The organism is Rhodococcus sp. BP-241 (assembly GCF_019836145.1).
GTDB lineage: Bacteria > Actinomycetota > Actinomycetes > Mycobacteriales > Mycobacteriaceae > Rhodococcoides.
Window position 1 is genome coordinate 19,968 of sequence record NZ_JABUEI010000013.1, and the last position, 24,934, is coordinate 44,901.

25 protein-coding genes are annotated in these 24,934 nt (G+C 64.8%); 7 read left to right on the forward strand and 18 right to left on the reverse strand.

Going from position 1 to position 24,934, the window contains the following annotated elements:
- The first annotated feature begins 27 nt into the window (after positions 1–27).
- The 3 genes from HQ308_RS20065 (at position 28) to HQ308_RS20075 (ending at position 2,654) form a co-directional block, all read left to right on the forward strand.
- Positions 28–186 (forward strand): hypothetical protein, encoded by a 159-nt coding sequence (locus HQ308_RS20065; protein ID WP_222647617.1) that lies wholly within the window; start codon positions 28–30, stop codon positions 184–186.
- Between the two features lie 243 nt (positions 187–429).
- Complete coding sequence (locus HQ308_RS20070; RefSeq protein ID WP_261776379.1) at positions 430–2,226, forward strand: LGFP repeat-containing protein; 1,797 nt, start codon at positions 430–432, stop codon at positions 2,224–2,226.
- A gap of 14 nt (positions 2,227–2,240) precedes the next feature.
- Positions 2,241–2,654, forward strand: a complete 414-nt coding sequence (locus HQ308_RS20075; RefSeq protein ID WP_222647618.1) for a hypothetical protein — start codon at positions 2,241–2,243, stop codon at positions 2,652–2,654.
- Between the two features lie 655 nt (positions 2,655–3,309).
- Here the strand turns inward: HQ308_RS20075 and HQ308_RS20080 are convergent.
- From HQ308_RS20080 to HQ308_RS20095, 4 genes are all read right to left on the reverse strand, one after another.
- Positions 3,310–3,903, reverse strand: a complete 594-nt coding sequence (locus HQ308_RS20080) for a GAF and ANTAR domain-containing protein (protein WP_222647619.1) — start codon at positions 3,901–3,903, stop codon at positions 3,310–3,312.
- Between the two features lie 738 nt (positions 3,904–4,641).
- Positions 4,642–4,842, reverse strand: a complete 201-nt coding sequence (locus HQ308_RS20085; protein WP_222647720.1) for a three-helix bundle dimerization domain-containing protein — start codon at positions 4,840–4,842, stop codon at positions 4,642–4,644.
- Between the two features lie 67 nt (positions 4,843–4,909).
- Complete coding sequence (locus tag HQ308_RS20090) at positions 4,910–5,068, reverse strand: hypothetical protein (RefSeq protein ID WP_222647620.1); 159 nt, start codon at positions 5,066–5,068, stop codon at positions 4,910–4,912.
- A 249-nt stretch (positions 5,069–5,317) separates the two neighbouring features.
- Positions 5,318–5,848 (reverse strand): hypothetical protein, encoded by a 531-nt coding sequence (locus tag HQ308_RS20095; RefSeq protein WP_222647621.1) that lies wholly within the window; start codon positions 5,846–5,848, stop codon positions 5,318–5,320.
- 547 nt (positions 5,849–6,395) lie between these two features.
- Here HQ308_RS20095 and HQ308_RS20100 point away from each other — a divergent pair.
- Positions 6,396–7,424 (forward strand): epoxide hydrolase, encoded by a 1,029-nt coding sequence (locus HQ308_RS20100; RefSeq protein ID WP_308115844.1) that lies wholly within the window; start codon positions 6,396–6,398, stop codon positions 7,422–7,424.
- A 71-nt stretch (positions 7,425–7,495) separates the two neighbouring features.
- Here HQ308_RS20100 and HQ308_RS20105 read toward each other — a convergent pair whose 3' ends face one another.
- On the reverse strand, positions 7,496–8,125 hold the full coding sequence (locus HQ308_RS20105) for a TetR/AcrR family transcriptional regulator (protein ID WP_222647622.1): 630 nt from the start codon (positions 8,123–8,125) through the stop codon (positions 7,496–7,498).
- Positions 8,126–8,326: 201 nt separating this feature from the next.
- Between HQ308_RS20105 and HQ308_RS20110 the strand changes: the two genes are divergently transcribed.
- Positions 8,327–9,775 carry an MFS transporter gene (locus HQ308_RS20110; protein ID WP_261776381.1) on the forward strand — a complete coding sequence of 483 codons (1,449 nt, stop codon included), beginning with the start codon at positions 8,327–8,329 and terminating at the stop codon, positions 9,773–9,775.
- A gap of 192 nt (positions 9,776–9,967) precedes the next feature.
- Here the strand turns inward: HQ308_RS20110 and HQ308_RS20115 are convergent, their stop codons facing one another.
- From HQ308_RS20115 to HQ308_RS20140, 6 genes are all read right to left on the reverse strand, one after another.
- Positions 9,968–10,513 carry a PaaI family thioesterase gene (locus HQ308_RS20115; protein WP_222647708.1) on the reverse strand — a complete coding sequence of 182 codons (546 nt, stop codon included), beginning with the start codon at positions 10,511–10,513 and terminating at the stop codon, positions 9,968–9,970.
- Positions 10,514–10,812: 299 nt separating this feature from the next.
- Positions 10,813–11,925, reverse strand: coding sequence for a BtrH N-terminal domain-containing protein (locus HQ308_RS20120; protein WP_222647624.1), 1,113 nt, complete (start codon positions 11,923–11,925; stop codon positions 10,813–10,815).
- Between the two features lies 1 nt (position 11,926).
- Positions 11,927–12,688 (reverse strand): transglutaminase-like domain-containing protein, encoded by a 762-nt coding sequence (locus tag HQ308_RS20125; RefSeq protein ID WP_222647625.1) that lies wholly within the window; start codon positions 12,686–12,688, stop codon positions 11,927–11,929.
- 332 nt (positions 12,689–13,020) lie between these two features.
- Positions 13,021–14,226 carry an NAD(P)/FAD-dependent oxidoreductase gene (locus tag HQ308_RS20130; protein ID WP_222647626.1) on the reverse strand — a complete coding sequence of 402 codons (1,206 nt, stop codon included), beginning with the start codon at positions 14,224–14,226 and terminating at the stop codon, positions 13,021–13,023.
- A complete protein-coding gene (locus HQ308_RS20135; protein ID WP_222647709.1) occupies positions 14,223–15,611 on the reverse strand; it encodes a cytochrome P450 in 1,389 nt (462 codons plus the stop codon). The genes HQ308_RS20130 and HQ308_RS20135 overlap by 4 nt, the downstream gene beginning before the upstream one ends.
- A 26-nt stretch (positions 15,612–15,637) precedes the next feature.
- Positions 15,638–15,958 carry a 2Fe-2S iron-sulfur cluster-binding protein gene (locus HQ308_RS20140; protein WP_222647627.1) on the reverse strand — a complete coding sequence of 107 codons (321 nt, stop codon included), beginning with the start codon at positions 15,956–15,958 and terminating at the stop codon, positions 15,638–15,640.
- 141 nt (positions 15,959–16,099) lie between these two features.
- Between HQ308_RS20140 and HQ308_RS20145 the strand changes: the two genes are divergently transcribed.
- Together HQ308_RS20145 and HQ308_RS20150 are read left to right on the forward strand one after the other, a co-directional pair.
- Positions 16,100–17,110, forward strand: a complete 1,011-nt coding sequence (locus HQ308_RS20145) for an AraC family transcriptional regulator (protein ID WP_222647628.1) — start codon at positions 16,100–16,102, stop codon at positions 17,108–17,110.
- 144 nt (positions 17,111–17,254) lie between these two features.
- Positions 17,255–18,037 carry a GAF and ANTAR domain-containing protein gene (locus HQ308_RS20150; RefSeq protein ID WP_222647629.1) on the forward strand — a complete coding sequence of 261 codons (783 nt, stop codon included), beginning with the start codon at positions 17,255–17,257 and terminating at the stop codon, positions 18,035–18,037.
- A 43-nt stretch (positions 18,038–18,080) separates the two neighbouring features.
- Here HQ308_RS20150 and HQ308_RS20155 read toward each other — a convergent pair whose 3' ends face one another.
- The 7 genes from HQ308_RS20155 to HQ308_RS20185 all read right to left on the reverse strand — a co-directional run bounded on the left by HQ308_RS20155 (position 18,081) and on the right by HQ308_RS20185 (position 24,873).
- Entirely contained in the window at positions 18,081–18,599 is a 519-nt protein-coding gene (locus HQ308_RS20155; RefSeq protein WP_222647630.1) for a hypothetical protein, read from the reverse strand.
- A 189-nt stretch (positions 18,600–18,788) separates the two neighbouring features.
- Positions 18,789–19,148, reverse strand: coding sequence for an Lsr2 family protein (locus HQ308_RS20160; RefSeq protein ID WP_308115837.1), 360 nt, complete (start codon positions 19,146–19,148; stop codon positions 18,789–18,791).
- Positions 19,149–19,527: 379 nt separating this feature from the next.
- Positions 19,528–20,280: a hypothetical protein gene (locus HQ308_RS20165; RefSeq protein WP_222647631.1), complete on the reverse strand. Its 753-nt coding sequence runs from the start codon at positions 20,278–20,280 to the stop codon at positions 19,528–19,530.
- 54 nt (positions 20,281–20,334) lie between these two features.
- On the reverse strand, positions 20,335–20,847 hold the full coding sequence (locus tag HQ308_RS20170) for a DUF4913 domain-containing protein (protein WP_308115838.1): 513 nt from the start codon (positions 20,845–20,847) through the stop codon (positions 20,335–20,337).
- The gene (locus tag HQ308_RS20175; protein ID WP_222647632.1) at positions 20,844–22,844 is read right to left on the reverse strand and encodes a type IV secretory system conjugative DNA transfer family protein; all 2,001 of its coding nucleotides are present in this window, start codon (positions 22,842–22,844) and stop codon (positions 20,844–20,846) included. Before HQ308_RS20175 ends, HQ308_RS20170 begins: the two co-directional genes overlap by 4 nt.
- Complete coding sequence (locus HQ308_RS20180) at positions 22,841–23,149, reverse strand: transposase (protein ID WP_222647633.1); 309 nt, start codon at positions 23,147–23,149, stop codon at positions 22,841–22,843. Before HQ308_RS20180 ends, HQ308_RS20175 begins: the two co-directional genes overlap by 4 nt.
- Positions 23,146–24,873, reverse strand: a complete 1,728-nt coding sequence (locus tag HQ308_RS20185) for a hypothetical protein (RefSeq protein WP_222647634.1) — start codon at positions 24,871–24,873, stop codon at positions 23,146–23,148. The genes HQ308_RS20180 and HQ308_RS20185 overlap by 4 nt, the downstream gene beginning before the upstream one ends.
- Positions 24,874–24,934 lie beyond the last annotated feature (61 nt).

The window sequence follows — 24,934 nt, forward strand, 5'->3', positions numbered from 1 at the left end:
AGTGGGAGTCGGAAGATGCGTTCACGCATGCTGGATCCGACTTCGTGGCGCACCGGGGTGCCCGGTATCTGGTCGGTCGAGGGCAGCCATGCGGTGTGGATTGATCACGCGGGTGCCGCAGCGCACCGGACCTACTCGGCGGGAACGGGTCGTCGACGCGCAGAGCAACGTCTCGACCTTGAGTGAAATTGACAGGACACGAAACGGGTTCAGAAGCAACGCTATTCGGCGAGTCGTCTTCGTGCTTCCCGATTGGGCGGCTGGTCCACCATTGCCGTGCTGGTTCTTCGCGTAGGCAACTAACTCATCGGTTTGTTTTAGGTGGTATGTGCCAGTTGGATCGGTTGCGCTTGTTGTGACTTGCCCTTAAAGATGTTGTGGCGACCCGGCATTTGGGACCGGCGTCGTCCCTCTGAGAGAGCAGCGTTCATGACGATCTTTGCTCGGCCACCACGGCCGAAACCGATGTTCTCCTCGACCCCGCGGGCGGTTCTGACCGCCGGCATGATCGCAGTCCTGATGGCCACCGGCGGGGGAGTGGTGGCCACCGCGCAACCGTCCACCACCCCGGCCGCACCGACCAGCTCCGCGCCGACGGCGTTGCAGCAGCAGCTACCAGCACCAGTCGACCCGTGCGCTATCACCACGGCACCGACCACCACGACCACGACAGCGGCCCCGTCCACCACCACACCAGCGACGCCGACCTCGTGCACCGAAGCGCCGTCGCCCGCACCGGCCACCTCGCAGGCACCCACCACAGCGTCCGAGGCACCGGGAGTCGCTGACGTGCCGGCGCCTGCACCGTCAAGCGCTACGACGACCATCGCAACAGCGATCCCTAGCGCTGAGGCCACCGAGCCAACCCCCGAGGTCAAGCGAATCCCGTACACCGGACTGCCGACGGAGAATCCGCACAGCACCCTCGTCCCGGGAAAGATGCGGTCGGATCGGGAGGAATGGCCCGAGGGGTACACGAAAGAGCAGGCCGACCAGGCCGAGATTGGGGAAGCGTTGCTCATCGCGAAGCAGCGCACGTCCCGAGCTGCAGTGACGTGCCAGAGGTACTGGCCGACGAGCTTCGACGTGTGCGGCGCTATCCGCGACAAATACAACTCGCTCGGTGGTGTGAGCAGCTTTTTGTGGCTCCCCACCAGCGGAAACATCGTCAACCCCGGCGGAGCAGGGGAACGCGTCACCTTTGTCAACGGGCCCATCTACTGGTCCGCGGCCGGCGGAGCGCATCCCGTTGTCAACAGCTTCCTCAACCGCTGGGGCAACCTTGGCTACGAAGGCGGATGGCTGGCCTACCCCACCACCGACGAAGTCCTCCTCCCGGACGGAGGCCGTCGGCAGGAGTTTCAGGGTGGAGCCGTCTACGTCGCATTTCAGAACGCCATTGGCTCCGCCATCCGCAACGGACCGATCCGCGACAAGTGGAACACCATCGGCGGTAACGCCCCCGGCGGTAGTCCGCTCGGCTACATCACCGGTGACGAAATCGGGATACCGGACGGGCAAGGACGCATGGCTCGCTTCGAACGCGGTGTCATCTACTGGCACCCCACGCACGGGGCGCACCCCGTGACGGGCCTCTTCTTGGAGCGATGGGCATCTCAGGGTTACGAACGGAGTCGATATGGTTACCCAACATCAGACGAAATTAGAGACGAGTTCGAACCCGGAAATATAACGCAATACTTCCAAACCAATAAGATGCGTCTTGAACTTGCGACCCCGGCAGCCGGGCAACACACCAAGACCTTCCAGCCGCAAGACCCCAACTACATTAAAAAGGATCGGTACGCAACGTTCTCCGGACAAGTCAGTTACAACTTTGATCCGGAGATTGAAAACGGCAAGTATTTCTATCCGATGGCGTGGGGGCAGCAACTCAACGAATCCGCCCAGGCGCTCGGTGGCTCAAACCTCATGGACTGCAAATCCTACCTGAACAAGTTCGGACAGATTCAACAGTATAGCGATAGTCACATGCAGGTTCCTATAAATTACTTTTGGCACTCCACTATTCCGAAGAACACGATCGGTGCGCAGTATGATTTGTTCGGCTACTGTAGCTTCGAAACCCTCAGCGGGGACTACACGTACTATCAGTTCAGTTTTGCCTACCAGGTTTTGGACTACAACCTGCCGCCTCCAACAGGAGGACGATCTGCAGAGGGCCCCGGTGTCGACGCATTCGAATCGGACCTTACAACTGAGTGAGGAGGTGAGCGAACATGCTTTATCCGCTTGATGAAGAGTTTGACGAGGACGTGCCCCCAGTAATAGCACGTGCATGTCGTACGGTGGGCCAAGATCTCGTGACCCGTCCGCCTGTGGCCAAAGACATTCTTCGATGGGATATCACCGAAGCTCCGGAGATCGGTGGCTGGATGGTTGGCCTACGCATCAACAACACAGGCCACTCGGTTGGAATCAGTGTGGACCAGGTGACAACTCCTGAAGCGATCATGCGGGTTGCCGAAGCCGTTCAGGAACTCTTTCTGGACGAACGTCTGGAATGGCCGACGGAACAGGGCACATTTTTGGTTGCGAACGACATGAAGGATGTTCAGGAAGCATGTTGGACAGACAGGAGAACAGGAGCAGTAGTTGCCAAGATTGGTCACCTCGCGCCTACCCCTGACTGATGAAAACGCTCCGGGTCGTCGAGTTGTAGTTGCACTTGGGTCTCGACGCGAAGGGCGTTGATCGAGGGTTCCATAGTCGCGCTCTGCGCAGCAACGAGGTGGCGTTCTGTAGCGGGGTTCGCTGATGGGGTGCCCCCGGCCGACAGGCCGGGGGCTTTCTCGTTTCCGGATCTCGCGGTTGGCCGTCGGGTTGGCGCGATGAGCCTGGTCAATGTCGGCTTAAGCAGCACCTATGTCATAATAACTATTATCGGCAATGAATATCGTTACTTTCAGCAAGGCGCGGGAGCCTGTTTTACGACCCAATCGCGACGACGTCTCGTGTGATTTCGAGCTGCCGAGGTGTTCCGCGAGTTCGGACGACTGCGCGGGCGAACTTCTGAACTGTTTGTTCAGAACTGAACGTATTCGTTGGATGTGCGCATGGCTGTTTCGTACCCCGGAGTCTGTGGCACCTCTGCCACCAGGTGCCCCGCTGCACCTGTACACGGTGCGTAGGTCAAGCAGCGGCCTGCGCACTGTGCTCGCTCTTCCGATGTTCCTATGTGGTGCTTCGGTCGTCTCTTTATCAACTGACGTGCGCTGCCGGGCGCGTGAGAACGGCCCAGGGCAACACGGCCATCGACGGGTCAGCGTGGTGTGCGGGTGTGCACGCTCATGAAGACCTTTCCGAATCGGTCCTGGTCGACTCGTCGGTCCATTCTTGTTCTGCGATGTCGTGCAGCAACTGCTCGCACAACTGTCTCACCGGGACGTTGGTGTTCTGTGATTGCCATGTGAGCAGGTCGAATGCTTTCTCCTCCGACACCCCCAGCAGCAGTTGGAGAATGCCCTTGCACTGCTCGATCGCGGCACGGGTCTGCATCGCCTTGACGTAGCCGTCGACTGTGCCCTGCAGGGTCGCGACTCTGGTGGCGGCATGCAGCGTGCTCTCGGCGGCGATCACATAGATCCGCAGTGCCGCCTCATCGAGGCGGTCGAACCCGTGATCGCCCCGGCTGTAGAGATTGAGCGCTCCGACGTGGGTGTCGTCCACCGTCAACGGCGCTGACAAGAAGCTGCGCATCCCGAAGTCGGCCTGACCGGCCCAGAACCGCGGGTAAAGAGCCCTCGCCTGCGCCCCGGTGACGCGCACGATGTGCCGAGTAGTCGCCGCTTGCGGGCACGGGCCCTCCCCGCTCGCGTACTGGACATCGTCGATCCGGGTGACGACCGGATCGGTAGCTGCAGCGGTGCACAGGATCCCCACTGTCGAGGATCCGGCCGAGCCTTTCGTAGAATTGGTGTCCCGCAATCCCGAATGTCACGAGGATCTCGTCGTCGGGACCGCCGCCGTAGGGCAACCACCGACGTGCGTACTCGATCATCCCGCGCAGGTTCTCGGTCTGGTTGCTGCCCACCGGACCATGATCGCGCCCGGCGACCGAGGGCGCCGGTCAGTGCGCCGAGTCGACACCGTCCGTTCACCGCGGCGCCACCTGAGTCACGTGCGCGGGGGGCACTCTTGCATTCGCCGCATCCCGCCGGCCAGCTCGAACCGCCGCCACTCAGGAGTGCTCCGATGTCCTACATTGTCTTCGACACCCTGCTCCCCTACCTCGGCGAGCACGCCGCCTCATATTGGGCGCAGTTATTGGTCATCGACCCGATCTGACGCGAACCGTTCACGGACGCGAATACGTCGCGGTCATCCATTCATCACTGTTCGTTCACCGGCGATCGGTACCAATGAACGGCATTCCTGCCTCGACCACTCGACCACCACGGGAGCTCCCATGATCACCGACCTCGCCAGCTTCGTCGACTTCCTCGGCGCCCTGTCCGACATCTTCGGCGGCGCCGGCGACTTCCTCGACGGACTCAGCTTCTTCAGCTGATTCGGCGGACCTGACCACCCGACATCGGGCACGATCAGGTCCCTGAAACGACCACAGTGCACGGTCCCCCTGACCTGGGTGACCGTGCACTGCTCTGTGTCGGTGCGGCGTCAGTACACAGCGGAGCGAAGCGCCTGACGAGCATTGCGCTCAACGAACAGCGGAACGAAGTCTCGAACCGCACGCCCCTCGAAGCGGACGTACTCCGCGGCCACGGTCTGTTCGATGTCGTGTCGACTCACCCCGGGCAGGGCGGCGGTGAGTCGATCCTGCACCGCCGCGAGATGCTCCGATTTATTGGTGGTTGTCATCTGTTCAGAGTCGACCCATGTCACCACTGAGCCAATGTTCCGGCCATATTGTTCGCACAGGTAATGGTCACTCCGCGGCCAGCGAGAACCTGGCGCGCAGATTCTCCGACTGGCGGGACAGCTCCCGCAGCGTCCGCTTGTGGGCCTTGAGCTGCTGCTCGTGCCACAGACCGAGTGCTGTGTTGCCCCGGGCCCGAGCTTCGGCGGCGAGCCTGGCGCGCATCATCGAGCTGCGCGGCCACGGCCGTCGTCTCCTCGATCAACGCCTGAAGAAACACCCGTGCCTGCGCCACGTCCGGATCTTCCGCCACCTGTAGCTCCACTTCGATTCACTGGTGCGCCCTGCGCGACCGTCGACGCTGCCGAATCCCGGCCGAGATGAACCGTAGCGACACTCACGGGCACTGCAGTCCACCGGAGCCGCTACGCCTCTGCGTCGGCACCGCCCCGGCCGACGCAGAGGCGTGCGGTCGCGTCATTCGTGCGGCTGCGCCGTGATGACGACAGCGTCGACGACAGTCAGTCCCTCGGTCGTGTCGAGGGCGGTGAAGTCGGTTCTGCCGCAGCGGGTGCGCGGCAACGCCGGCCGGTACCCGAGACCGTCGTCGTTCACCAACCACACGGCGACCACCGGAACCGGGTAGTCCCCCGAGCAGAAGAAGAACCGGTCGAAGGTGACCTTGGGGGACCGTCGGTCGAACGCCGCCTGCACGGCCGCGACGTCGCCGGTGAAGGTGGTCATCCGCACCCGCGTCACCTCCTGGTCGACGATCAACGCCTCCGCCGGTTCGCAGCGCACGACGGCGACGGTGTCGAAGCCGGGTGGGCGACTGCCCGTGTCGTGCTGGGGGTCGAGGATCGCGCCCGCAGGCACCCCATGCAGGTATCCGACGCAGGTGGGCTCGGAGAGCGGCGCCGCAGGCGGGCGAGGAGCGGGCCAGCCGATCACGCCCATGACACCGACGATCACGATGGCCGACGCGATCGACCGACCCCACCGGCGCATCGTCCGACCGTACCGACCAGTCGACATTTCAGCGGCGTGGACCCAGTCCGGTGGCAGCGGGGTGGGACGGATCTCGGTCATCGACGTCCACCCTGCCCTGCCGCGGCCGGCGCCTTGACGCAGGCCGAGCGCGGGCCGAGCGAATCGCGTATGGCCTCTTGGTAGGCGGCGCTGTCCTCGCTAGGTTGCCGCGGTGACGCGGCGGTGCAGCCGACGATCCGACACGTGTCGACTCGCGGGAGGTTTCCGAGTGGAAGATGCCTCATTCGGCGAACAGGGAACGCAGTTCGTTCGGCAACTGCCATGGCTGCGACGACGTGACGGCCATCATTGACTCTCAGTCAGGTGCGAACGAGCGGTCATTCATCGCCAACCTGCGCGGGTACCGCAACGGAGGCGGGTCGGCTGGTCCTTCCCGGCCTACGGGGAGATGAACAGATGATGCCGGATCAGGGCTCTGTCGGTTGCGGACTGCGACTGTCCTCGATCGCAGGGGCTCGCAGGTGTGAGCATCGAACCGTTCGTACTCCACGTTCCCTAGCACGAGATCGACCTCCTCCACAGTCGGTTGGAGCACACGCGGTGGCCGGCGCCGCTTCCCGGTGACTCCTGGGGCACCGGTGTGCCGGTGCAGTACCTGAAGCATCTCGCCGGCCTGTGGCGAACCGACTACGACTGGCGGGCCCGCGAAGCACACCTGAACGCGTTCCCGCAGTTCACCACCAGCATTGACGGCACACGCATCCACTTCGTCCACGTCCGATCCCCGCACCCCGGCGCCCTGCCGCTGATCCTCACGCACGGGTGGCCCGGGTCGGTGTTCGAGTTCCTCGACATCATCGACGCGCTCACCGACCCGGCCGACCCCGCCGACGCCTTCGACGTCGTCGTCCCCTCACTGCCCGGGTTCACCCTCTCCGGCCCGACACCCGAACCGTGGGACCCCGACCGCATCGCAGCGGCGTGGGTGAGCTTGATGACCGAGCTGGGGTACGACCGGTTCGCGGTGCAGGGCGGCGACCTCGGCGCCGCGGTCTCCCCCGCGGTCGCACGGCACGCACCCGACCGGGTGGGGGGCGTGCACATCATTGGCTCGCAGACCTTCACGGCGCCGGAGTCCGTCGACGAGGCGACGCTGAGCGCACTGACGGATCTCGAGAGGGACCGGCTGGCCCGAGTCGGGGAGTTCATGCGCACCGAGTACGGCTACATCGCGGTGCAGTCGACGCGCCCGCAGACCCTCGCGTACGGGTTGACCGACTCCCCTGTGGGGCAGCTGGCGTGGATGGTGGACAAGTTCGCGGCGTGGACGTGGCCGATCAGCGCACTGCCGGAGGACGTGCTGGGTGCCGATCGGGTGCTCGATCACGTGTCGCTGTACTGGTTCACCGGCACCGCCGGTACCAGCGCCTACACCGAGTACGCCACCTCGGCGTGGGGACCGGCTCCGGAGCCGTTCGGTGTCCCCACCGGGTTCCTGCAACTCGCGCACGACACCGGCAACACTCGTGCCTGTACATGTCGACGGTGCCACTTTCAGTCCCAGTTCATATCGCTGCGCAGAATTCTCCCGTAGAAACTGACACCGCCCCACGAATCGGTGGAAGGCTTTGAATGCAGGCCCGGTGTCAATGCGTGCACGGATGATCAGCGACTCCCTTCGCAGCCTGTTCCATGTGCGGCGAGAAAATTGTCGACGAGGCGTCTGCAGTCGTCGGCATCGATGGGGCGCAGACCCGTGAGGCGTGAGAACACTATCGGGCCGAGTAGTTGCAAGAGCGCGAAGGTGGTGTCGAGTTCGCCGAGCGCGGCGCGGGCGTCGGGGGTCGTGAGGATTTGATCGAGCGATTGCCGGTATTGCTCTATGACACGGGCGCGGAGTGATTTGACCGCTCCGGGGTCGAGTTCATGGTGCCTGGCATCGCTGCCCCTGATCGATCCCATGGCCAGCCACGCCAGTGTGGTCATCTGAACCGGCGCCTGTTCGATGAGGTCTGCCTGGGCGGTGAGCAGCGATATCAGGCGGTCGCGCACCGATCCGTCTTCGGTAGGCGAATCCACGGGAGGAAGTAGACGCTCGAAGGTGGCGGCCAGCAACTGTGTGGTACTTCCGAAGTGGCGGTACAGGGTGGCACGGGCGACCTTCGACATCCGGGTGACCGCTTCGACCGTGACGGCCTCCACGCCGCCCGTGGTCAGCAGTTGACTGGCGGCATCGAGCAACCGCATGCGTGAGCGCTCTAGCCGGGGATCGACGGGATCGAGAGGATCGGCCATGTGCGGCATTCTCCTCTCACCACGTTCCGGTCGTCGACGACCTGCGTATCCTGTCATGCCCCGGCGGTGTGATACCAATGGTCTTGTACCGATACTGCTAGTTCCATTACAGGAGGCGCTCCGGTGGGCGAATGTGGATCGACTCATATCGGAGCGACGCGATGGACTCGAGCTCAGTGGTGGATGCTGATTGTGTCCTGTATGGCAGTGGCCCTGGTGGTGGCCGCGATGGCGGCCCTGTACTCGGCGCTGCCCGAGATCGCTGTCACGACAGGAGCGACACAAGCCCAACTGACCTGGATCGTCGATGGCTACACGTTGGTGCTGGCTTGTTTGGTGCTGCCAGCAGGAGCCATTGGTGACCGCTACGGCCGTCGTGGGGTCCTGATTGCCGGGCTGGCACTGTTCGCGTCAGCGTCGGCGCTACCACTGTTTCTCGACGACCCTGTGTGGCTGATCGTTGCTCGTGCGTTCGCGGGAGCGGGGGCAGCGCTCGTCATGCCCTCGACCTTGTCGATACTGACTGCGGGGTTCCCGTTTGCGCACCGTGGCCGTGCTGTGGGGGTGTGGGCCGGAGTCGCTGGGTCCGGTGCAGTTCTCGGAATCCTCGGCGCCGGGATTCTGCTGGAGCGATGGTCGTGGACCTCAGTGTTTGTCGGGCTGACCGCAGCGGGGGTGGTGCTGGCTGGATTGGCGTGCACGATCGCCGAGTCTCGCCAGGATGAACATCCTCCGGTGGACTGGATCGGTGCGGTGACTGTGGCAGTTGCGGTCGCCGCGATCGTCTTCGCCGTGATCGAGGTGCCGGCTCGTGGCTGGTTGGACCCTGTTGTCGCCGTCAGTGCCGTGTTAGGCACCGTCGCGGTGGTGGTATTCGTGGTGATCGAATTGCGTTCGGCAGCACCGCTACTCGATGTTCGATTGTTTGCTCGCCGTGGCTTCGGTGCCGGCGCTCTATCGGTGTCGGTTCAGTTTCTGGTGACTTTCGGGGTGTTCTTGCTCCTGGTGCAGTATCTGCAATTGATTCTCGGGTACGGGCCACTCATTTCCGCCGTGGCGCTGACGCCGATGGTGGTGCCGCTGATCGTGATCTCGGTGATCGCGCCATGGCTGTCGGGCATCGTCGGACTTCGGATCATGACTGTGGTCGGCCTGGGCGCGATCGCCACGGGACTGGTGATGGTGAGTCGGTTGACTGTCGCGGCGCAGTACATGGATCTGCTGTGGCCTCTGTTGATCATGAGCGCTGGGCTGGGGTTGTGCACTGCCCCGGCGACTTTCGCTATTGTCGCCGACACCCCCGAGGCCAAGCACGGGGTCGCGGCCGCCGTCAACGACGCTGCCCGCGAGATCGGTGCTGCTATCGGAATTGCCGTAGCCGGCAGCGTGCTCGCCGCTGGGTACAGCGACCGCATCCAGCCGGCTCTGCCCCAGCTGCCTGAAGCTGCTCGCGGTCCAGTCGAGGATTCCCTTGCCACGGCCCTGCAGGTTGCTGATCGTGCAGGGCCGGTGGCTGAGCCGCTGGTCGACTTCGCACGAACTGCGTTCGTACACGGCAGCGGACAAGCCACGCTCGCACTGGCGCTCATCACGGCCACTGCGGCCGTCGTACTGGCATTCTTCGCCCCCGGCCCCAGCAGCCCCGTTTAGCGGCCTGGCATGCAGGAGCAGGCAGCGAGACTGAGAAGCAGCCCGCGCGATTGATGCAAACCGCGCCCCCGGGGTCATCGTGAATGAAATTTCAGCACATGCCCGAGGTGTCATCCGGGGCCGAACACTCGAGGCCTCGAGCATGTGTGTGACGGAGCGGGAGTGCCTCCGATGAAGCGAAACCGGGCCGGATCATTGTCCGTCCGAACAATGCTCACCCCTGAGATCGGCCTGCGACCGCACAAAGTGGTCGAGTTCGACCACGATGAACAGGGCCGTGGCGGTGGCCACAGAGCGACCCTCGGAATCGTTCATCGTGGCCGTGAGATCCAGCTTGCGGCCGACTCGGCCTCTTACCCCTGCGCGCAGGACGTACGGGTTGGCGAGAAGTACTGGTGCACGGTAGTCGATCTCCAGGCGGCGCGTTACGGCGAGTTCACCAACGGTGTAGAGCAGGAAACCGAAAAGATCGTCGAGAACGGTCGCGACAGCCCCTCCGTGAGCTATCCCGGGAGCTCCCACGTGACGCTCGTCGAAACGGTGGTGAGCGATGACGCCGTTCTGCTCACGCTGCACCGCCAACTGATGTCCGTGCGGGTTCGCCGGACCGCAACCGAGGCAGTGGGGGTGGTGAGGCGGCAACTCCATCGTGTCGGCTCTCGGGACCCGAAACGCGCTGACCCAGCTCTCGATGTCGGGACCTGCCGACCCGGCGACCGGGTCCCCGAGATTGTCCATGTTCATGCCTCTCTGTTGATGACACTATGTCGTGCAGCCCAAGTCGCCGGTCTACCTGCCGTCGGAGAAGACGTGCACCGGCGGTGTCCGAACTGTCCGCCCCGACAGCGTGTCGAGTCAGGCGTGCGTCTCGGCCGGGGCGCGTCCCGCGCTTCACGCAGTAACCGGTCGACGACTCACAGGTGCCCGCAGCGACGCAGTCGCGACAACGGCCTCTAACGGAAGTGACAGCTTCGCGACGATCGGTTCACAGGTCTCGGTGGACGAGACCCCTGATCGTGGTGCCCGCCAGCGGTCTGTCATTCGCTCGGTGTCCGTCGCGCGCTGTGTTGCTCCGTCCACATCGAGCCTCCCGCGTGGTCCGTGGCAACTAGTGACCGTGAGGCAGCCTCCAGGGCGTCCACGAGCGCGGATTCGAGTGCGGGCAATTGGCTTACCGTTGTGGCCACCCTCGCAGCGCGGACCTGTGCGTCGACACCACGGTCCCTGCATGCACAGGCAGTCTCGGTCCATACTTGAGCGCACCGACCGGCCGCGGCAGCGAGATTCGCGGTCGCCTCGTTTCCGGTCAGGCGTGCTACCTCCTCGCATCCGTCGGCTAGTAGCCGGCGAAACAGACCGCCCCCGGTACCGGCTTTCTCAATGAACATACTGAGGCTGAACAGCAGGATCTCGAGGTCGTACACCGGGAGATCAACCCAGCCCCTCACGTCCTGTACCAATCGGTCGACCGCGACCAATCCTTGCTCCTGGGCCTCTGCCAGATCCGCAATTCCCGGTCTCGTCGGGTGGCGCATACTGACAGCGGACTGAGCGAAAGCCTCGGCCGCAACGGTCGCGATGTCAGGCAGTCTGTCCGGCCAGGTGATGCGGAAGGTGCAGTGACGAGTCGGTTGTGGAAAAGACGTGGATGAGCGTGCTCGCGCCAGGGCTTCGAACGGGATCTCCTGCACGTCGGCTCGGTCGTTGTCGACGACCGTCACCGTTCCCTCGGATTCGTCATAACCGATCACCACGATGTCGTGCCGGCTCATCTGTAGCTGAACTTTCAGGTAGGGCAGTTCCGCGATGTCACCCCACACCAAGGTGGGTCTACCTGCGTCGATCTCGTCTCGAACCCACGACCACCCCTGACGAGGATCGTCCGTGGTGAGAACTTCGACTTGTCCTCCCAGCCTGCGTGGCAGGTCGATCTCGAAATCGGCACCTCTGCCCACCAGGTACACAGGCGGAACAAGGCCATCCGATCGCAGGTAAGACAATCCCAGATCTCCACCGAGCGCGAACACCAGCCCTTCAGCGGGTGGTCTGCCCCACCCCAAGCCGTGCCAGTGCAAGAGGTCGCGCATGGCACCAGAACCACAGTGTCCACCGATCTGGTGGGGGTAGTTTTCGATCAGTCCGTGTGACATGTCAGTTCCTCTTCGGGTCGACATCGGTCGATGCAGATGGTGGACGCCGGCACGGTTCGTCCGATGTAACCGACGGTGCCGGGACGTCGGGCTGGGGGCCGCCGCCCGGGTCCGCGGCGGAATCAGAGACGCCGCGAGCGCATGTGAAGATCAGCGGTCCGTAGGTGTGCCGAAGCACGGTCAGAACCGCGCTCAAAGGCAGGTCATCGAAGACGCCGCGTTCGCGCACATACTCCATGTGTCGAGCACCGTCGGCGGTGAAGGGGTGCAGCAGGGCATCATGCCTGCCGTCGAATTCCATTGCCGGGACCCCGAATCGATCGCACAACTCGCTGTTGAACGCAGGCGTGGCCTTGAGCCACCTGCCCTCTATGTAGAGGCGACTATAACCGTGGTAGACGAACAGGTCCGTGCCCGTTGAAGTGCGCAACGCGTCGGTCTGCAGATGATTTCGCACGTCGGCGAAGCCCACCAACGCCGGAATTCCTACCGCGCGGCACACTGCGGTCAGCAGTACTGCTTTCGGAACGCAGTAGGCGCGACCCGTCTCAAGGACGAAGCTTGCGCGATAGTGGGCCGGATCGTCCGAGATGGCATAGGGGTCGTACCAGATCTGGTCGCGGACGGCCGCGAAGAGCCGCTTCACTTTGTCCCGGTCGGTGCGCGCCTCCCCAACTGCGGCGGCGGCGAACGCCTGGACGGACTCGTGGTCGATGTCGAGAAACTTGGTTGCCCCCAAGTACGATGTCGACGCCTCGTTCATGCAGACCTGCTGAACGAGAGTGCCGGCGAGGTGATATCTCGACGGAGCCTGTCTCTCTGGTACAGCTGCGGGAAGCATATTGACGTCGGAGTCCGGACCGTTCCCGCTTCGTCCGTCCCGGCCCCCGCGGCGCCGCTCACGAATGTCGACGTACGGGTCCCCGTCGCAGGTACTCGTCGGCGCCGTGTCGGGGGACGCCGGCCGGGCAAGTTGCGAGGACTGGCGGAACCGTCGTGTTCGCGAACGTCCGCCGAGAGGTGGCGTTGGACGGTGGTCATCTGAGGTGCCTTCCCGAACAATGCGTAGCTTCTGCCGGATTCGCTGTCGTGTTCTCAACTGCGCGCGGAACCACCGACGACCAGGTCGGCCTTCACAACGGGAAGGTGGTTCGCGATGATCCGCTTGCTGAACATGAAGTCGCGAGGGCGTCTGATGCAGTCGGCCGCGATCAGTTCGCCGGAGTTGAGGTAGTAGCAGCTGAAGTCGCGGTCTCGGGTGGGGTCGCCACTGAGTACGACCTCGTCGTATCCGGTGTTGAGTCCGGCGATCTGCAGCTTGACGTCGTACTGATCGGACCAGAACCACGGGAGCGCCTCGATACTCCTGGTGTTCCCACAAATGGTCGAGGCGGCGACCTTGGCCTGCTCCCCTGCGCTCGACACGGACTCCATCCGTATACGCCGGCCATAACGGGCCATGCGGTGGCTCGCGCAGTCCCCGGCTGCCGTGATGTCGGGGTCGTCGGTCAGTGCATGGTCGTCTATCACGATGCCGTTGTCGACGAGGAGGCCGGCGCCGTCCGCGAGGTCGGTGTTCGGTTCGACACCGATGCCCACGATGACGAGGTCAGCGGGGATCGTGTCACCGCTGGTCAAGGTCACTTCCCTTACCGTCCTGTTGCCGGAAAGGCCTTCGACCCTTGCGTTGGTCCGGATGTCGACACCCTTCTCTCGGTGGATCCGCTCGAAGAAAGACGACACATCGGGTGCAGTGACACGCTCGAGGACACGAGTGGTCGCCTCAAGGACGGTGACGTGCAGGCCGAGCGCGCGCAGCGAGGCGGCAGTCTCCAGTCCTATGTACCCGCCGCCGACGATCACCACCCGCCGTCCGCGCGTGGCGGCCGCGCGGATGTCGTCGACGTCTGCTGCGGTTCGTAGGTAATGGACGCCACCGAGATCGGCACCCGGGACGTGGAGCCGACGAGGGCGGGCACCCGTGCACAACGCGAGCTTGTCGTACGCCATGACATCCCCGGAACCGAGAACGATGTGGCCAGCGGGGCGGTCGATCGCCTCCACACGAGCATTCACGAGCTCGATACACTGCTTGGAGTAAAAGTCCGCACTGCGGATCGAAATCTCACCCAGTCCACATCTGCCGGCCAAGTACGCTTTCGACAACGGTGGGCGTTGATATGGAGTCGCTGCTTCGTCCCCGATGAGGACGATCTCTCCGCTCCAGCCTTCTTGGCGCAGACTCGCGCAGAGTTGTGCTCCGGCATGGCTGGCGCCGATGACCAGGGCTCGCTGTGTCATGCGCCGGGCTTGGGTGTCAGACGCACCGTCATCTTGCTGATACCCCTCACGAAGTTGGACTGAACGTATTCCGGGTCGCCGACAACCTCGATGTTCTCAAATCGCGAAAGCAACTCTTCCCAGAGAATCCGCAACTGCATTTCAGCCAGCCGGTTGCCCATGCACCGATGTACCCCGAATCCGAAGGCGATGTGGTTGCGAGCGTTGCGCCGATCGATAATGAAATCGTCGGGTCGTTCGAACACGCGCTCGTCCCGGTTACCGGAGGCGTACCACATCACCACCTTGTCGCCTTTTCGGATGAACTGCCCGTTCAACACGGTGTCCACCTTGGCGATTCGGCGCATGTAAGCCAACGGTGTCTGCCACCTGATGATTTCGGACACCATATTGGGGATCAGATCGGGGTTGGCCTTCAACTTCTCGAACTGTTCCGGGAATTGATTCAGCGCGAGAACTCCACCGCTCATCGAGTTTCGCGTCGTGTCATTACCACCGACGATCAGCAGCACGAGGTTGCCCATGAATTCCATCGGACGCTTGATCAGATCTCTGGTGTCGTCGTTGCTCTGCAACATGGTGATCAGATCGAAGCCCGGTTCCTCCTGTTCCGACCTCCTCGCCGCCTTGTCGTGCCAGAGCTCGCTGAGACCGCGTGCCATCTCCCGCATGCCGTCAAACACCTCGTCGAGGTCCGAGGGGCCGCCGTTGGCTTGTTCCATCGAGGTGGCAAGATCTGACCATTCGACGAGCTTGCGGCGTTGCTCGTAGGGGAAGTCCAACAGGGTGGCGAGCATCCGGGCGGTCAGCTCGATCGACACGTTCTGAACCCAGTCGAACGGTTCGTAGAGAGGGAGGTCGTCGAGCACCTCCCTGACGCGCGATCGGATCAGACTCTCCATGTCCCGCAGGTTCTTCGGGGCGACCACACCCTGAACCGCCGCCCGCTGCCTGTCATGACGCGGTGGGTCCATCGCTATAAACATCTCGATATCCAGAAAGCGCGGTGGCACACCGATGACGATGAATGGCTCGGCGGAGAACGCCGCATGATTCTTGTCGACCGCCACGATATCGGCGTGGCGCGTGACGGACCAGAACGGGCCGAATGGGCTGTTGGGTTGATAATGCACGGGCGCCTCGTTGCGGATGCGCTCGAAATACGACTGCCACCGCCCCTGTCGATACAGGAAGGGGTTGCTCAGATCGATAGCGGCTAGTTCGACCTCTTCGACAGGTGGGAGGGGGCTCTCGACGAACAACTTGGTACCGTTTGTTCCCGTCACCCGGCGCCGCGCCTTGTCATAAGCGTGTGCGCCCCGGATCTGCAGATCCATAGGGATGGCCGACTGAATCTTGTCACCGATCATCTCGGAAACCTTCATCGCCGTTCTACCTACCTTCATCGTGGTCACAGCTGAAACTCGGGTGTTCGAACGACCAGGCCGTCCCATTCTTCCGAGCACACCATCTGGCAGGAGAGCCGAGAGGTCGATTGACGTTCCGGATTCATCGCGAGCATCTCTTCCTCGTCCGCGCCGGATAGTCCGACCATCGCAGACCATCGCGGATCGACGATGACGTGGCAGGTGCCGCACGCAGTCTCCCCACCACAGTCTCCGTCGATTCCGGGGATCGCGTTTTCGGTCGCGGTCTGCATCAACGATTGCCCTGTGACCAGCGACGCCTCGTGCTCTGTGCCGTCGTGGGAAACAAATTTGACAACTGCCATGACAACTCCTCGTGTGTACGGATGCGACATGCACGGGTGAGAGCCCGGTCGCAAGCCCTTGCCCGAAGTTTCGTCGCCCATCAGCGATAGGGCTATGTTGAGCGGAGTCGAAAACATGTGAATTCAGCTCAGGGGGTCCAGATGAGTCTCGGAGACGAGGGGATCCCGCCGCTTGCGTTCGTGCAGCTCCTCGAGCAACGCGCGCTCGATTCGGATGCCGCCTCACGCCTGCGTGCCATCATGCGTCGCGAGGGCACCGATGAAGCCACCCTGATCCGGCACGACATCCAAGTCCCGATACGTTGGTTCCGGGAGGTCTACCCCGAGCTCGATATCGACCAGGCCATCGTGTTCGGCATCGCGTTCGCCGAAGAGGCGCAGCTGACGTCCTTCGGTCCGCTGAGCGCTCCCTTGATCAGTGCCGGCTCGGTGGCCGAGATCGTCGAGCTGCTCACCTATCTGCCGTTGATCTCGACGGCGCTGAGGTCGCAGTTCAACTCCAGTGGCAACGGCCTCTCGGTCGGGCTCACCGCGAACACCGGTGACCCGGCACTCGACTGCCTTGTGGTGACCTACGGCGGGTGTGCGCTGCTGCGACTGCTCGACATGTTGGCAGGGGACATGTCCTCGGTGAAACTGCACTTGAGCTGGCCCGCGCCGACCGTGATGGCTGGTCACCCGTCCGTCTCAGCGGAACGACTGTCCTTCGACGCTCCGGTCTCGTTCGTCGAAGTCCCCGAAGACACCCTGACAATGGCTTGCCGATTCTCGGACCCTCTCTCGTACCGACTCGCCATCGCCGATCTTCAACGAACCTTCGCAGAGCGCACCGGAACGGCGTCATTCTCGGAGAGAGTGCGTCAGATTCTGCAGAAAGATCCCGGCCAGCCATCCCACCATTGGATAGCACGTCAGATGGCGATCTCCACCAGCACTCTCAAGCGGCATCTTGCGGCAGAAGGGACCACATACCGGGGATTGCAGCAGTCGATGCTGCACGAACGCGCAGTACTTCTCCTACTCGATCGCACGATGTCCGTGAGTGAGGTCGCTGCGGAACTCGGGTACAGCGATGCGGCCAATTTCTCGCACGCCTTCAAGCGTTGGACAGGACGGTCTCCCAGAGAATTCCGAAATCCCTACCACTACTGAGCACCTCACTCGAAGCGGTGGGCCGGCGAGTGTGCGGACACGCATGACCGTCATGGAGCATCGACCCACCGACATCAACCTCCCTGCTCCGCGATGGTGTCATTCGGCCGGAAGTGGTCGACAGGGTCGCCCATACTGGTGGACATGGACGCGCACAACGCGCACCGCGCCACAAAGGGCTCGGTGCGGGCGAACGACCCGCCCCCCGTTCGGTGGGGACACCCGGAGCAGGACGCCGATGTGCGCAGCGCACTCGGCACCTCTGTCGACACCGACGCCGGGCTCGACCGGGCTCTGCGGTCGCTGGTGGCGTTGTCGTCGAAGGCCATCGACGGCGCCGCCAGTTGCGGTGTCACCGTTCAGGTGGCGGACCGGGTATTCACCGCCGTGCACAGTGATGCCCGGACCCTGCGGGTCGATGCCGATCAGTACGAGATCGGGTCGGGCCCGTGCCTGCACGCGGCCCGCACCGGGGACGTCGTGCGGGTCGACCGCGTCGAGGCGGAGAAGCGGTGGCCACGATTCGCCGACGTCGCCCGCGAGGAGAACATCCGCTCGTTCCTCGCGGTGCCGCTGGCCACCGAACGCGTCAGGTTCGGCTCCCTCAATCTCTACGGCGAAGCATCGTCGGCGTTCACCGACGCCGATGTCGACACCGCCGTCGGGTTGACCCGGGTGCTGGCGGAGGTCCTCGGTGACTACGACCGGTTCGGCACCCTCCGCGCCGAGGTGCAGGGGCTGCGGGACGCACTCGAACACCGCGGGCCGATCGAGCAGGCCAAGGGCATCCTGATGGCGGTGCACGGCGTCACCGCCGACGAAGCCTTCCGGGTGCCGGTCGAACGATCGCAAGTAGTGAACCGCAAGGTCCGCGTCGCCGACGACCTGATCGAGTCCGTCGCGCGCCCGCAGAATCCTCCCGACTGATGACGTCCGGCGCCGACCGGATCTCCGAGCCCTACCCCTGCCGTCACGAACGGACGTCCGCCTGACCGGGCACGGACGCCGCGCGTGGATAGTGCCCGTCGGGTGCGTTGCTGACGATCAACGTGCGTGCACGCAGGGCAGCGGGCAGCATCGCCCGCCAGCGCACCGCCTCGTCGAGATCGGTGCTCGTCCACAACGCGGAGACCAATTCGTCGCACCCGGCGGACCGCGGGGTCCGTAGCTCGACGGTGTAGACGTACGGCAGCGGATCCGGCGTCGCCAGGAGCGGTTCCCATTCGTCGGGCGCGACCACTCCCCCGTCCGGGTGCTCGATGTACCGGACGCGCCCGCCCCACGCGTCACGGTAGGCGCGCGCCACCTCTACGGCAGCCGCCAACGATGCCGCCGATCGAATGATCACGGTGTCCCGGTCGTCGATCAACCACACCAGAAACGGCCCCGGCCCGACATCGGAACCGGACCCCGAGCCGACGCCGTCGTACGGGTGCACGAGGTCGAGAAAATCGCAGGAACGCGGAGTCTGATGAGAGCGGTGAACCATACCGATAATTCGAATGCTTCGCCTAATCGGATGCCGTGCTCGTAATCACAATCGAATCGGCGGGCGCTGCCCTACCCACGTCCCGACAGCCGAGACAGCCCTCATCGTGGATGCGGCGCAAATCACCTGACACCTTAGCTTATTTTCGAGCCAGCGGTTGATCAGTTCGGTTTTTTTTGCCCGCAACGATCAGTCTGACGTCAGCAAGACTTCCCGCTTCGGCGAATGTGTCCGTGTTTGGTATGCGGCGACGACGTGATCGGCTAGACGCCCCCTGTCGGACACTTCAAACCCCTGTCCGCGTGCCCAGGTGCGTATCGCTGCCGAGTTCGCGCGATCTGCGGCCGTGCGTCGCCGCCCGCTCGACTGCTTCGCAGCCGGTCGTCCGCGCCCACTCCACTCGGTGAGCAGGCCATGCACCCGAGCTGCATTGTCCTCGGATAGGTCGATCTCGAACCACGTCCCGTCATAACCGAACACAATGGTCTCGTGTGCGACACTCCCGTCGATATCATCGAGCACTGTCACATCTACCCTACGAACCACCACGAACTCCTCTGCGAAACGACGTCGACCGGCGCACGACCGTTCGCGCCGGTCAACGTCGCTGCATCGAATGTCCGGACATCGGTCAGGCCGTCTCTCACCGTTGAGCTACTCGGCACTCGGGGAGCAGGGTGCGCCCGGTGTGGTAGCCCGCGCAACGAGAGCGTGCCGCACTGGCGCAGAGATCGATGGGACGATCATCACCTGGGTGTCGATGTCCAAGTCGCCCTGTGCTGGACGGCGCTGTCGATGTTATTGTTATTCATTCTCGTGTTTACGGCAAAGTCCCACGTTCGGCTTAGCTCGGTGCGAGCCGCTCTTCGATCTACCCGCGAATACCTCCTCAGGTCGGGACGATCGACGTGTTGACCTCCGGCCCGTCTTAACGTCTACCGCGATCGGTAGTGAAGTCGTAGCTCTGACTACGGTCTCCAGGTGTCGCCGACGGCGCTTTGATGGGCGCTTGCATCGAGGTGCTGTAGAGCACAGCGGCATTGGAAGTGTCAGTGACCATGTGCGCATCGATCGCTTCGGTGTCGAGGCCTGCAATGGTGAGTTGGGCTCTGTGCTGTTCGCGGCGTTGCGTGGTGTCCCATCCGAGTGTGGTCGACGAGAGGTGTTGTGCGGGCGGCGTTGTCCGCGATTCCGGGTCATTGAGAATTGATCGGTTGGCGTTCTCATCGGCCTGGTGGTCGCGCTCGGCACGGTCCGCGAGCTCACGTTCCACGCAAGCTGCGACGACTGCGGTGTTCACGGTGTCGCGTAGCGCGGTGAGGTCGACGCCTTTGTCGGTGCGCAGCCGGTCCTCGATGCTGACAGCGGCCCGTTCGGCGACGGGGGAGGCGTCCTTCCAGGTGTGCGCGACTCGGACGGCGTCGACGATCTGCGCATCGGCGGCGGTGGCCCACCACTGCCGGTTAATGGTGTTGCGCAGGAGCGCTTCTGCCGAGCGTTGTTCGGCGTTCAGCCGCCCGGCCAGGGCTCGTGATCGTGCTTCCGACGCGGCGGCCGCGGTGCGCAGGGTTTGCTCGCGGCGGCGGGCGAGGGCTTCAGCGACCTGCATTGCGACCTGGACCGCGGTGCGCAGGACCATGCCAGTCTGGCGGGAGAGCTGTTCGTGTTCGTCGTCGGCCATGAGTGCTCCTCGGTTCAGGGGGTTTACGGGTTTTTCTGGAAGGTGAAGGTGCCGTCAGGCAGGGGACACAGGTGAATCGGCAGTGTGGAGCGCCAGCAGCTCGTCAGGAATGGCGATGCTCGGAAGCGGGTGCACCTGCCGATGCTCGGGAGTGCAGTCCTTGAAGGTGCCGTCCGGGGACAGCATCCTCGACATGTGGTGATCGGCGTGGTCCTTCCACCACACACTCATCCCGGTGGCCGGATCCAGCCGCAGGTACTCCCACGCCCGCCACAGTGCGTCGACCCTGGCGCGGGCCTCCGGGTGCAGGAACCAACTCGGGCACCACCGCAGCGCCGGGTGGTCGATGGTCTTGCGCCGGTATGCGGGGGCGAGGAAGTCGGCGAAGAAGCGGTACGCGTTCGGGTAGTACGGGCCCCGAGCCTCGGAATCGGCCGGCTCCCCCGCCCCGCCCGCCTTGTCGCCGCCGGGACCGTCTTGCAGCTCGTCTCGATCGCTGTCGGCTGGTGATGCATCAGTCGGCCAGGCTCCGCCCATGTCGGTATCCGGGTCGAACTCGTCGCTCACGAGGCCACCGCCGCGTCAGTCCGCCGCGCTGCGACTGGATGCTTCGTCGGCTGTGGGAGGAGGGATGTCGCGTCCGCCGGATCCGGGTCGTCGGCATTGAGGCGGACGACAGGGTCCTGGCCGGCGCGGGTCTGCGCGTCGGCGACGGCGCCCGCGAACGGTCCGGTGTACCAGGGCAGCGTCTCGATCAGCGCCGGTGGGCATTTCGCGGCGCGCAGGACCGCCCGACCCGCGGGCATCGCTTCGAGGGCATCCGCGGGCAGGGTGCGGATCTTCTGCCGCTGCTGCGAACTCGACCGCCCGGAGGAGTTGGTGGAGACAGTCTGGCTCATCTCCCAGTGATCACCGAGGGCGGCGGAGGTGTTCTCGAGGAACCGGCCGTCGTCGGTGGATCCGCCGCCGCCGTACACGCGGATCGTCGAGGCGCCCCACAGTTTCTTCATCCCGCCCGGACCGAAGCACTCCTCCCCTTGGGACCAGGACTGCAGGATGGTGGTGACGGTGATGCCGCGGGAGCCGAAGTGGCTGTACAGGTTCGGCAGCTGCCGCCACCGCACCACGTTCGCGGCCTCGTCCAGCGCGTACGTCGCCGGCACCCGCAGCCGTCCCGCCGGCAAGCTCCCTGCCGCGGGGGTGGCGGTGGCCCGGTCCACCAGCGCGTCGGTGACGGCGACGGTCAACGCGGTGACCAGGGCCCCGCACTCGTTGGCGGAATCCTCCATCGACAAGCAGAACAAGGTCGGTGCGTCCTCGCCGGCGAACGCGGCCGGGTCGAACTCCGGGCGGGTGTCGCGCTCCCCCATCCGCGAGATCCACGGATGGATCTCGGCGTAGGCGAGAGCGCCGAGCATGTTCGCCGCGGTGGCGAACACTCCCCCGCGTTGCTTGTCGGGTGCGTTGTACTGGGCGATCATCGACTCCGCCCACCGCCCGAAACCGTGAGCCCGCAGCAGCCGCACCGGCTCCTGATTCTCCGGGGTCGTCGCCCACGTGTAGACGATCGGCAACGGCAGATGCTCCAGTGCGGCGGCGAGGAGGAACCCGGTGACCAGGCGTTGCCCCATCGGGTCGAAGAACGGTTCGCGCTTCGTGTTCTCCCCCGTCAACGAGGTGGCGAAGATCCCGGCGAGGGTCGCGGCTTTCGTCTCCTGCGCCGACTGACTCATCGTGGCCACGACATCCTCGCCGAGCAGCTCCGCCAACTCCGCACGGCGACTGTCGGATTCGTCGGTGTCGGTGAGGCCCTGCGTGGTCGACGGCCGGGCGGAGCGCACCCAGGTCAGCGGGTCGTAGAACCACCGGGGCAACTCCTGCGCCACTCCTTGCGGGTCGAACACCCACACCGGGCCCTTCTCGGCCCGGTAGGCGCGGGTGGTGTCGACGACGTCGCGTTTGTTGGAGGTGGTGAGTACGGCGCCGTGAGCGGCGAGGAGCTGCGGGATGATCACGCAGCTGGTCTTGCCCATCCGGGGTCCCCAGATGTGGGTGGCGACGTCCTCCGGCCCGGCGTACAAAGTGATGCCGAACCTGTTCGGGCCCAGCACCAACCGCCCCAGCGGTGCCGCGACAGGCTGGTCGGCGGCGACGGGGTCCCCCAGCCGAGCGATCTCCGCCCGCAGTGCCTTCTCCCCCAGCCGCGCCACTTCCCGGGGGCGGCCGAGGAACCGGCCGGCGTCGTCGACGCGGGTCACATGTCGGCGCCGCGTCATCGCCCACACCGTGCCGGCGACGATCACGATCAGACCGGCGATCCCGAACGCTACGGCGATGATCGTCGCCCCCACCGGCCACACCAGCGACCCATTCGCCAACGCTGCCATCAGTGCGAACGGCGACCCCGGTACATGCTGATCGATGTCGGACAGCGGGCCGCCCAGCCTCAGTGCGGCTTCCGCGCCGCCGTACGCCACCGCGGCGACGATGATCGCGCCGCCGGTCATCGCCAGCATCGGGTCGCCACCGGCGTTCGGATTCTTCGCCCCTCTCCCTGTGCTCATGCGATGACTCCTTCTTTCCCGTGGGTGTGTGTCGAGCCGACGAGGTCGGCGATGAGGCGTTGCGCTTCGACGAGTTCCGCACGGAGCCGGGCGATCTCGCCGTTCTGCTCACTCGGCATCAGGGGCCGCTCGTCGGTGACGCCTTGGGATTGCCGGTACCACCACCGGACGGTGTTGGGGTGCAGGGACAGGTGCGCAGCGACCGCTTCGATGGCCGCCCACGTCGAGCGGGCCGTGGGCAGTCGGTCTGTCACCATCTGCACCGCACGGGTCCGGATCTCCGCCGGATACGGCTTACCTCTCATCGCCCGCCGCCGCCGACGTGGGCGAAGCGGGCGTTCGTCTCGTGGTACCCGGCGGCGGCTTCGGTGGCGGTGATGACGGTTTGCAGCACCACCCCGGGTCGGCGGGCGGTGCCGATGCGCAGCAGGAACTTCCCGCGCCCGGGTGGAGGCAGTTCGCGGCCGGTGTCGTCGATGCCGGCCGGGGTGGACCACGACGACACGAGATCGCGGTCCTGGTGTGTGAACGGGATGATGCCGTCGAGTTTGTCCATCTCCTGCGTCGGCAATCCGCCCACGATGACGGCTCCGGCGCGCTCGATGAAGCCCTTGGCGCGGCTGATGTCGACAGCGGTGGCGAGAGTTTCCAGGTCCGCGACGGTGTGGGTGATCATCAGCAGCGCCGTTCCCATCGTGCGGGTCAGACGGGTGAGCTGATCGACGCGCAGCACCATCTGCGAGCCTCCGGCCAGAACCCGCCACAGCTCGTCGAGCACCACCAGGAACGTGCGCTTCTCCCGCAGCCCCACGTCGGCGAGGACGTGGGCGGCTTCGACGGCGCCGAACGCGTCCGACCAGCAGGCGAGCATGATCGCCGCTTCCAGGGTCGGGTCCTCGGTGCCGATGGAGGACACATCGACGCACACCGCCACCGGCGGCCGCTCCCCGGCGAGATCGAGAGCCGTGGTGGTCTGACGGGAGAACACTTCGCCGAGCTCGCCGTCGAGGAGACCGATCAACGTCTCGAGCAACCCCTCGACCTTGGCGGCGTACTTGGCCGGGTCGTCGACGCTGATGGTCTTACGGGCCAGTTCCGGCGACCCCTTCTCGATGAGGGTGAACAGGTCCGAGAGCAGCGGCGGATGCTCGGGGGTGAACCTGGGATCGGCGTCGAGGACGCGCAGCGCCACGGCAAGGACGTTCGACTCGGACTGGGTGAGCGGGCCACCGCGTTCGAGCTCGCACAGCCCCGACACCAGCCGGCGGCGGCGCTGGAGCACCTGGGCGGCGACCTTGCGCTGCACGTCAGGAAACTCATCGAGCAACGGGAGGATCGAGCCGAGTGCGCCGACGGCGAGCGGGTTGAGGTAGCCCTCGCCGTGGCCGAGGCGGATCACCAGGCCGCCGTAGTACTCGACCAGCGCGGCTTCGTCTGGTTTGAGGTCCGCGGGAATGATCGGGATCTGCCCCTGCGCGATCGCGCCGGCCACGAGGATCCGGGCGACGGTGGACTTGCCCAACGAGGGCAGTCCGAGGATGAACAGGGACGGTGTGTTCTGTTGGCGCGGTGAGCGATACACCGCCGAGACCGGATCGTAGCAGACGGCCTGGCCGCTGTCGGGGTCCACACCGAGCGGTGTTCCGGACTGGGGGTGGCCGGTGCCGACGTAGAACGGCCACGGCCCGCACGCCTGATCGGTGGTCGCCCGGAAGCTGGCGGGGCGGTCCACCACGGACATCCGGCCACCCCCGCGGCCGTCGAACCCGCGGGCGCGCAGCGGCAGCGCCTTACGCCACCCGCTTCTCTTGCGGTCGGTGCGGGACGGGTCCCGTTCGCGGACAGCTCGTTTGACCTCCTCCGCTTCGGCCTCAGCAGCGGCGCGAGCTTCGATGCGGCGGCGGGTGGCGGCCGCTTTCATCGGGTCTGTGACGGAGCGGGACTGCTTCGCCGGTCGAAGCTGACCAGAACCGGTCAGGTCGGAGATGCGGCGGCGCAGCGACACCGGGCCGAGCGGGGAGCGGAGCATGGAAGGGACCTCCTAGGAGTGGACGATGAGAAACGGCGGTGTCAGCCGCGCAGCGGCATGT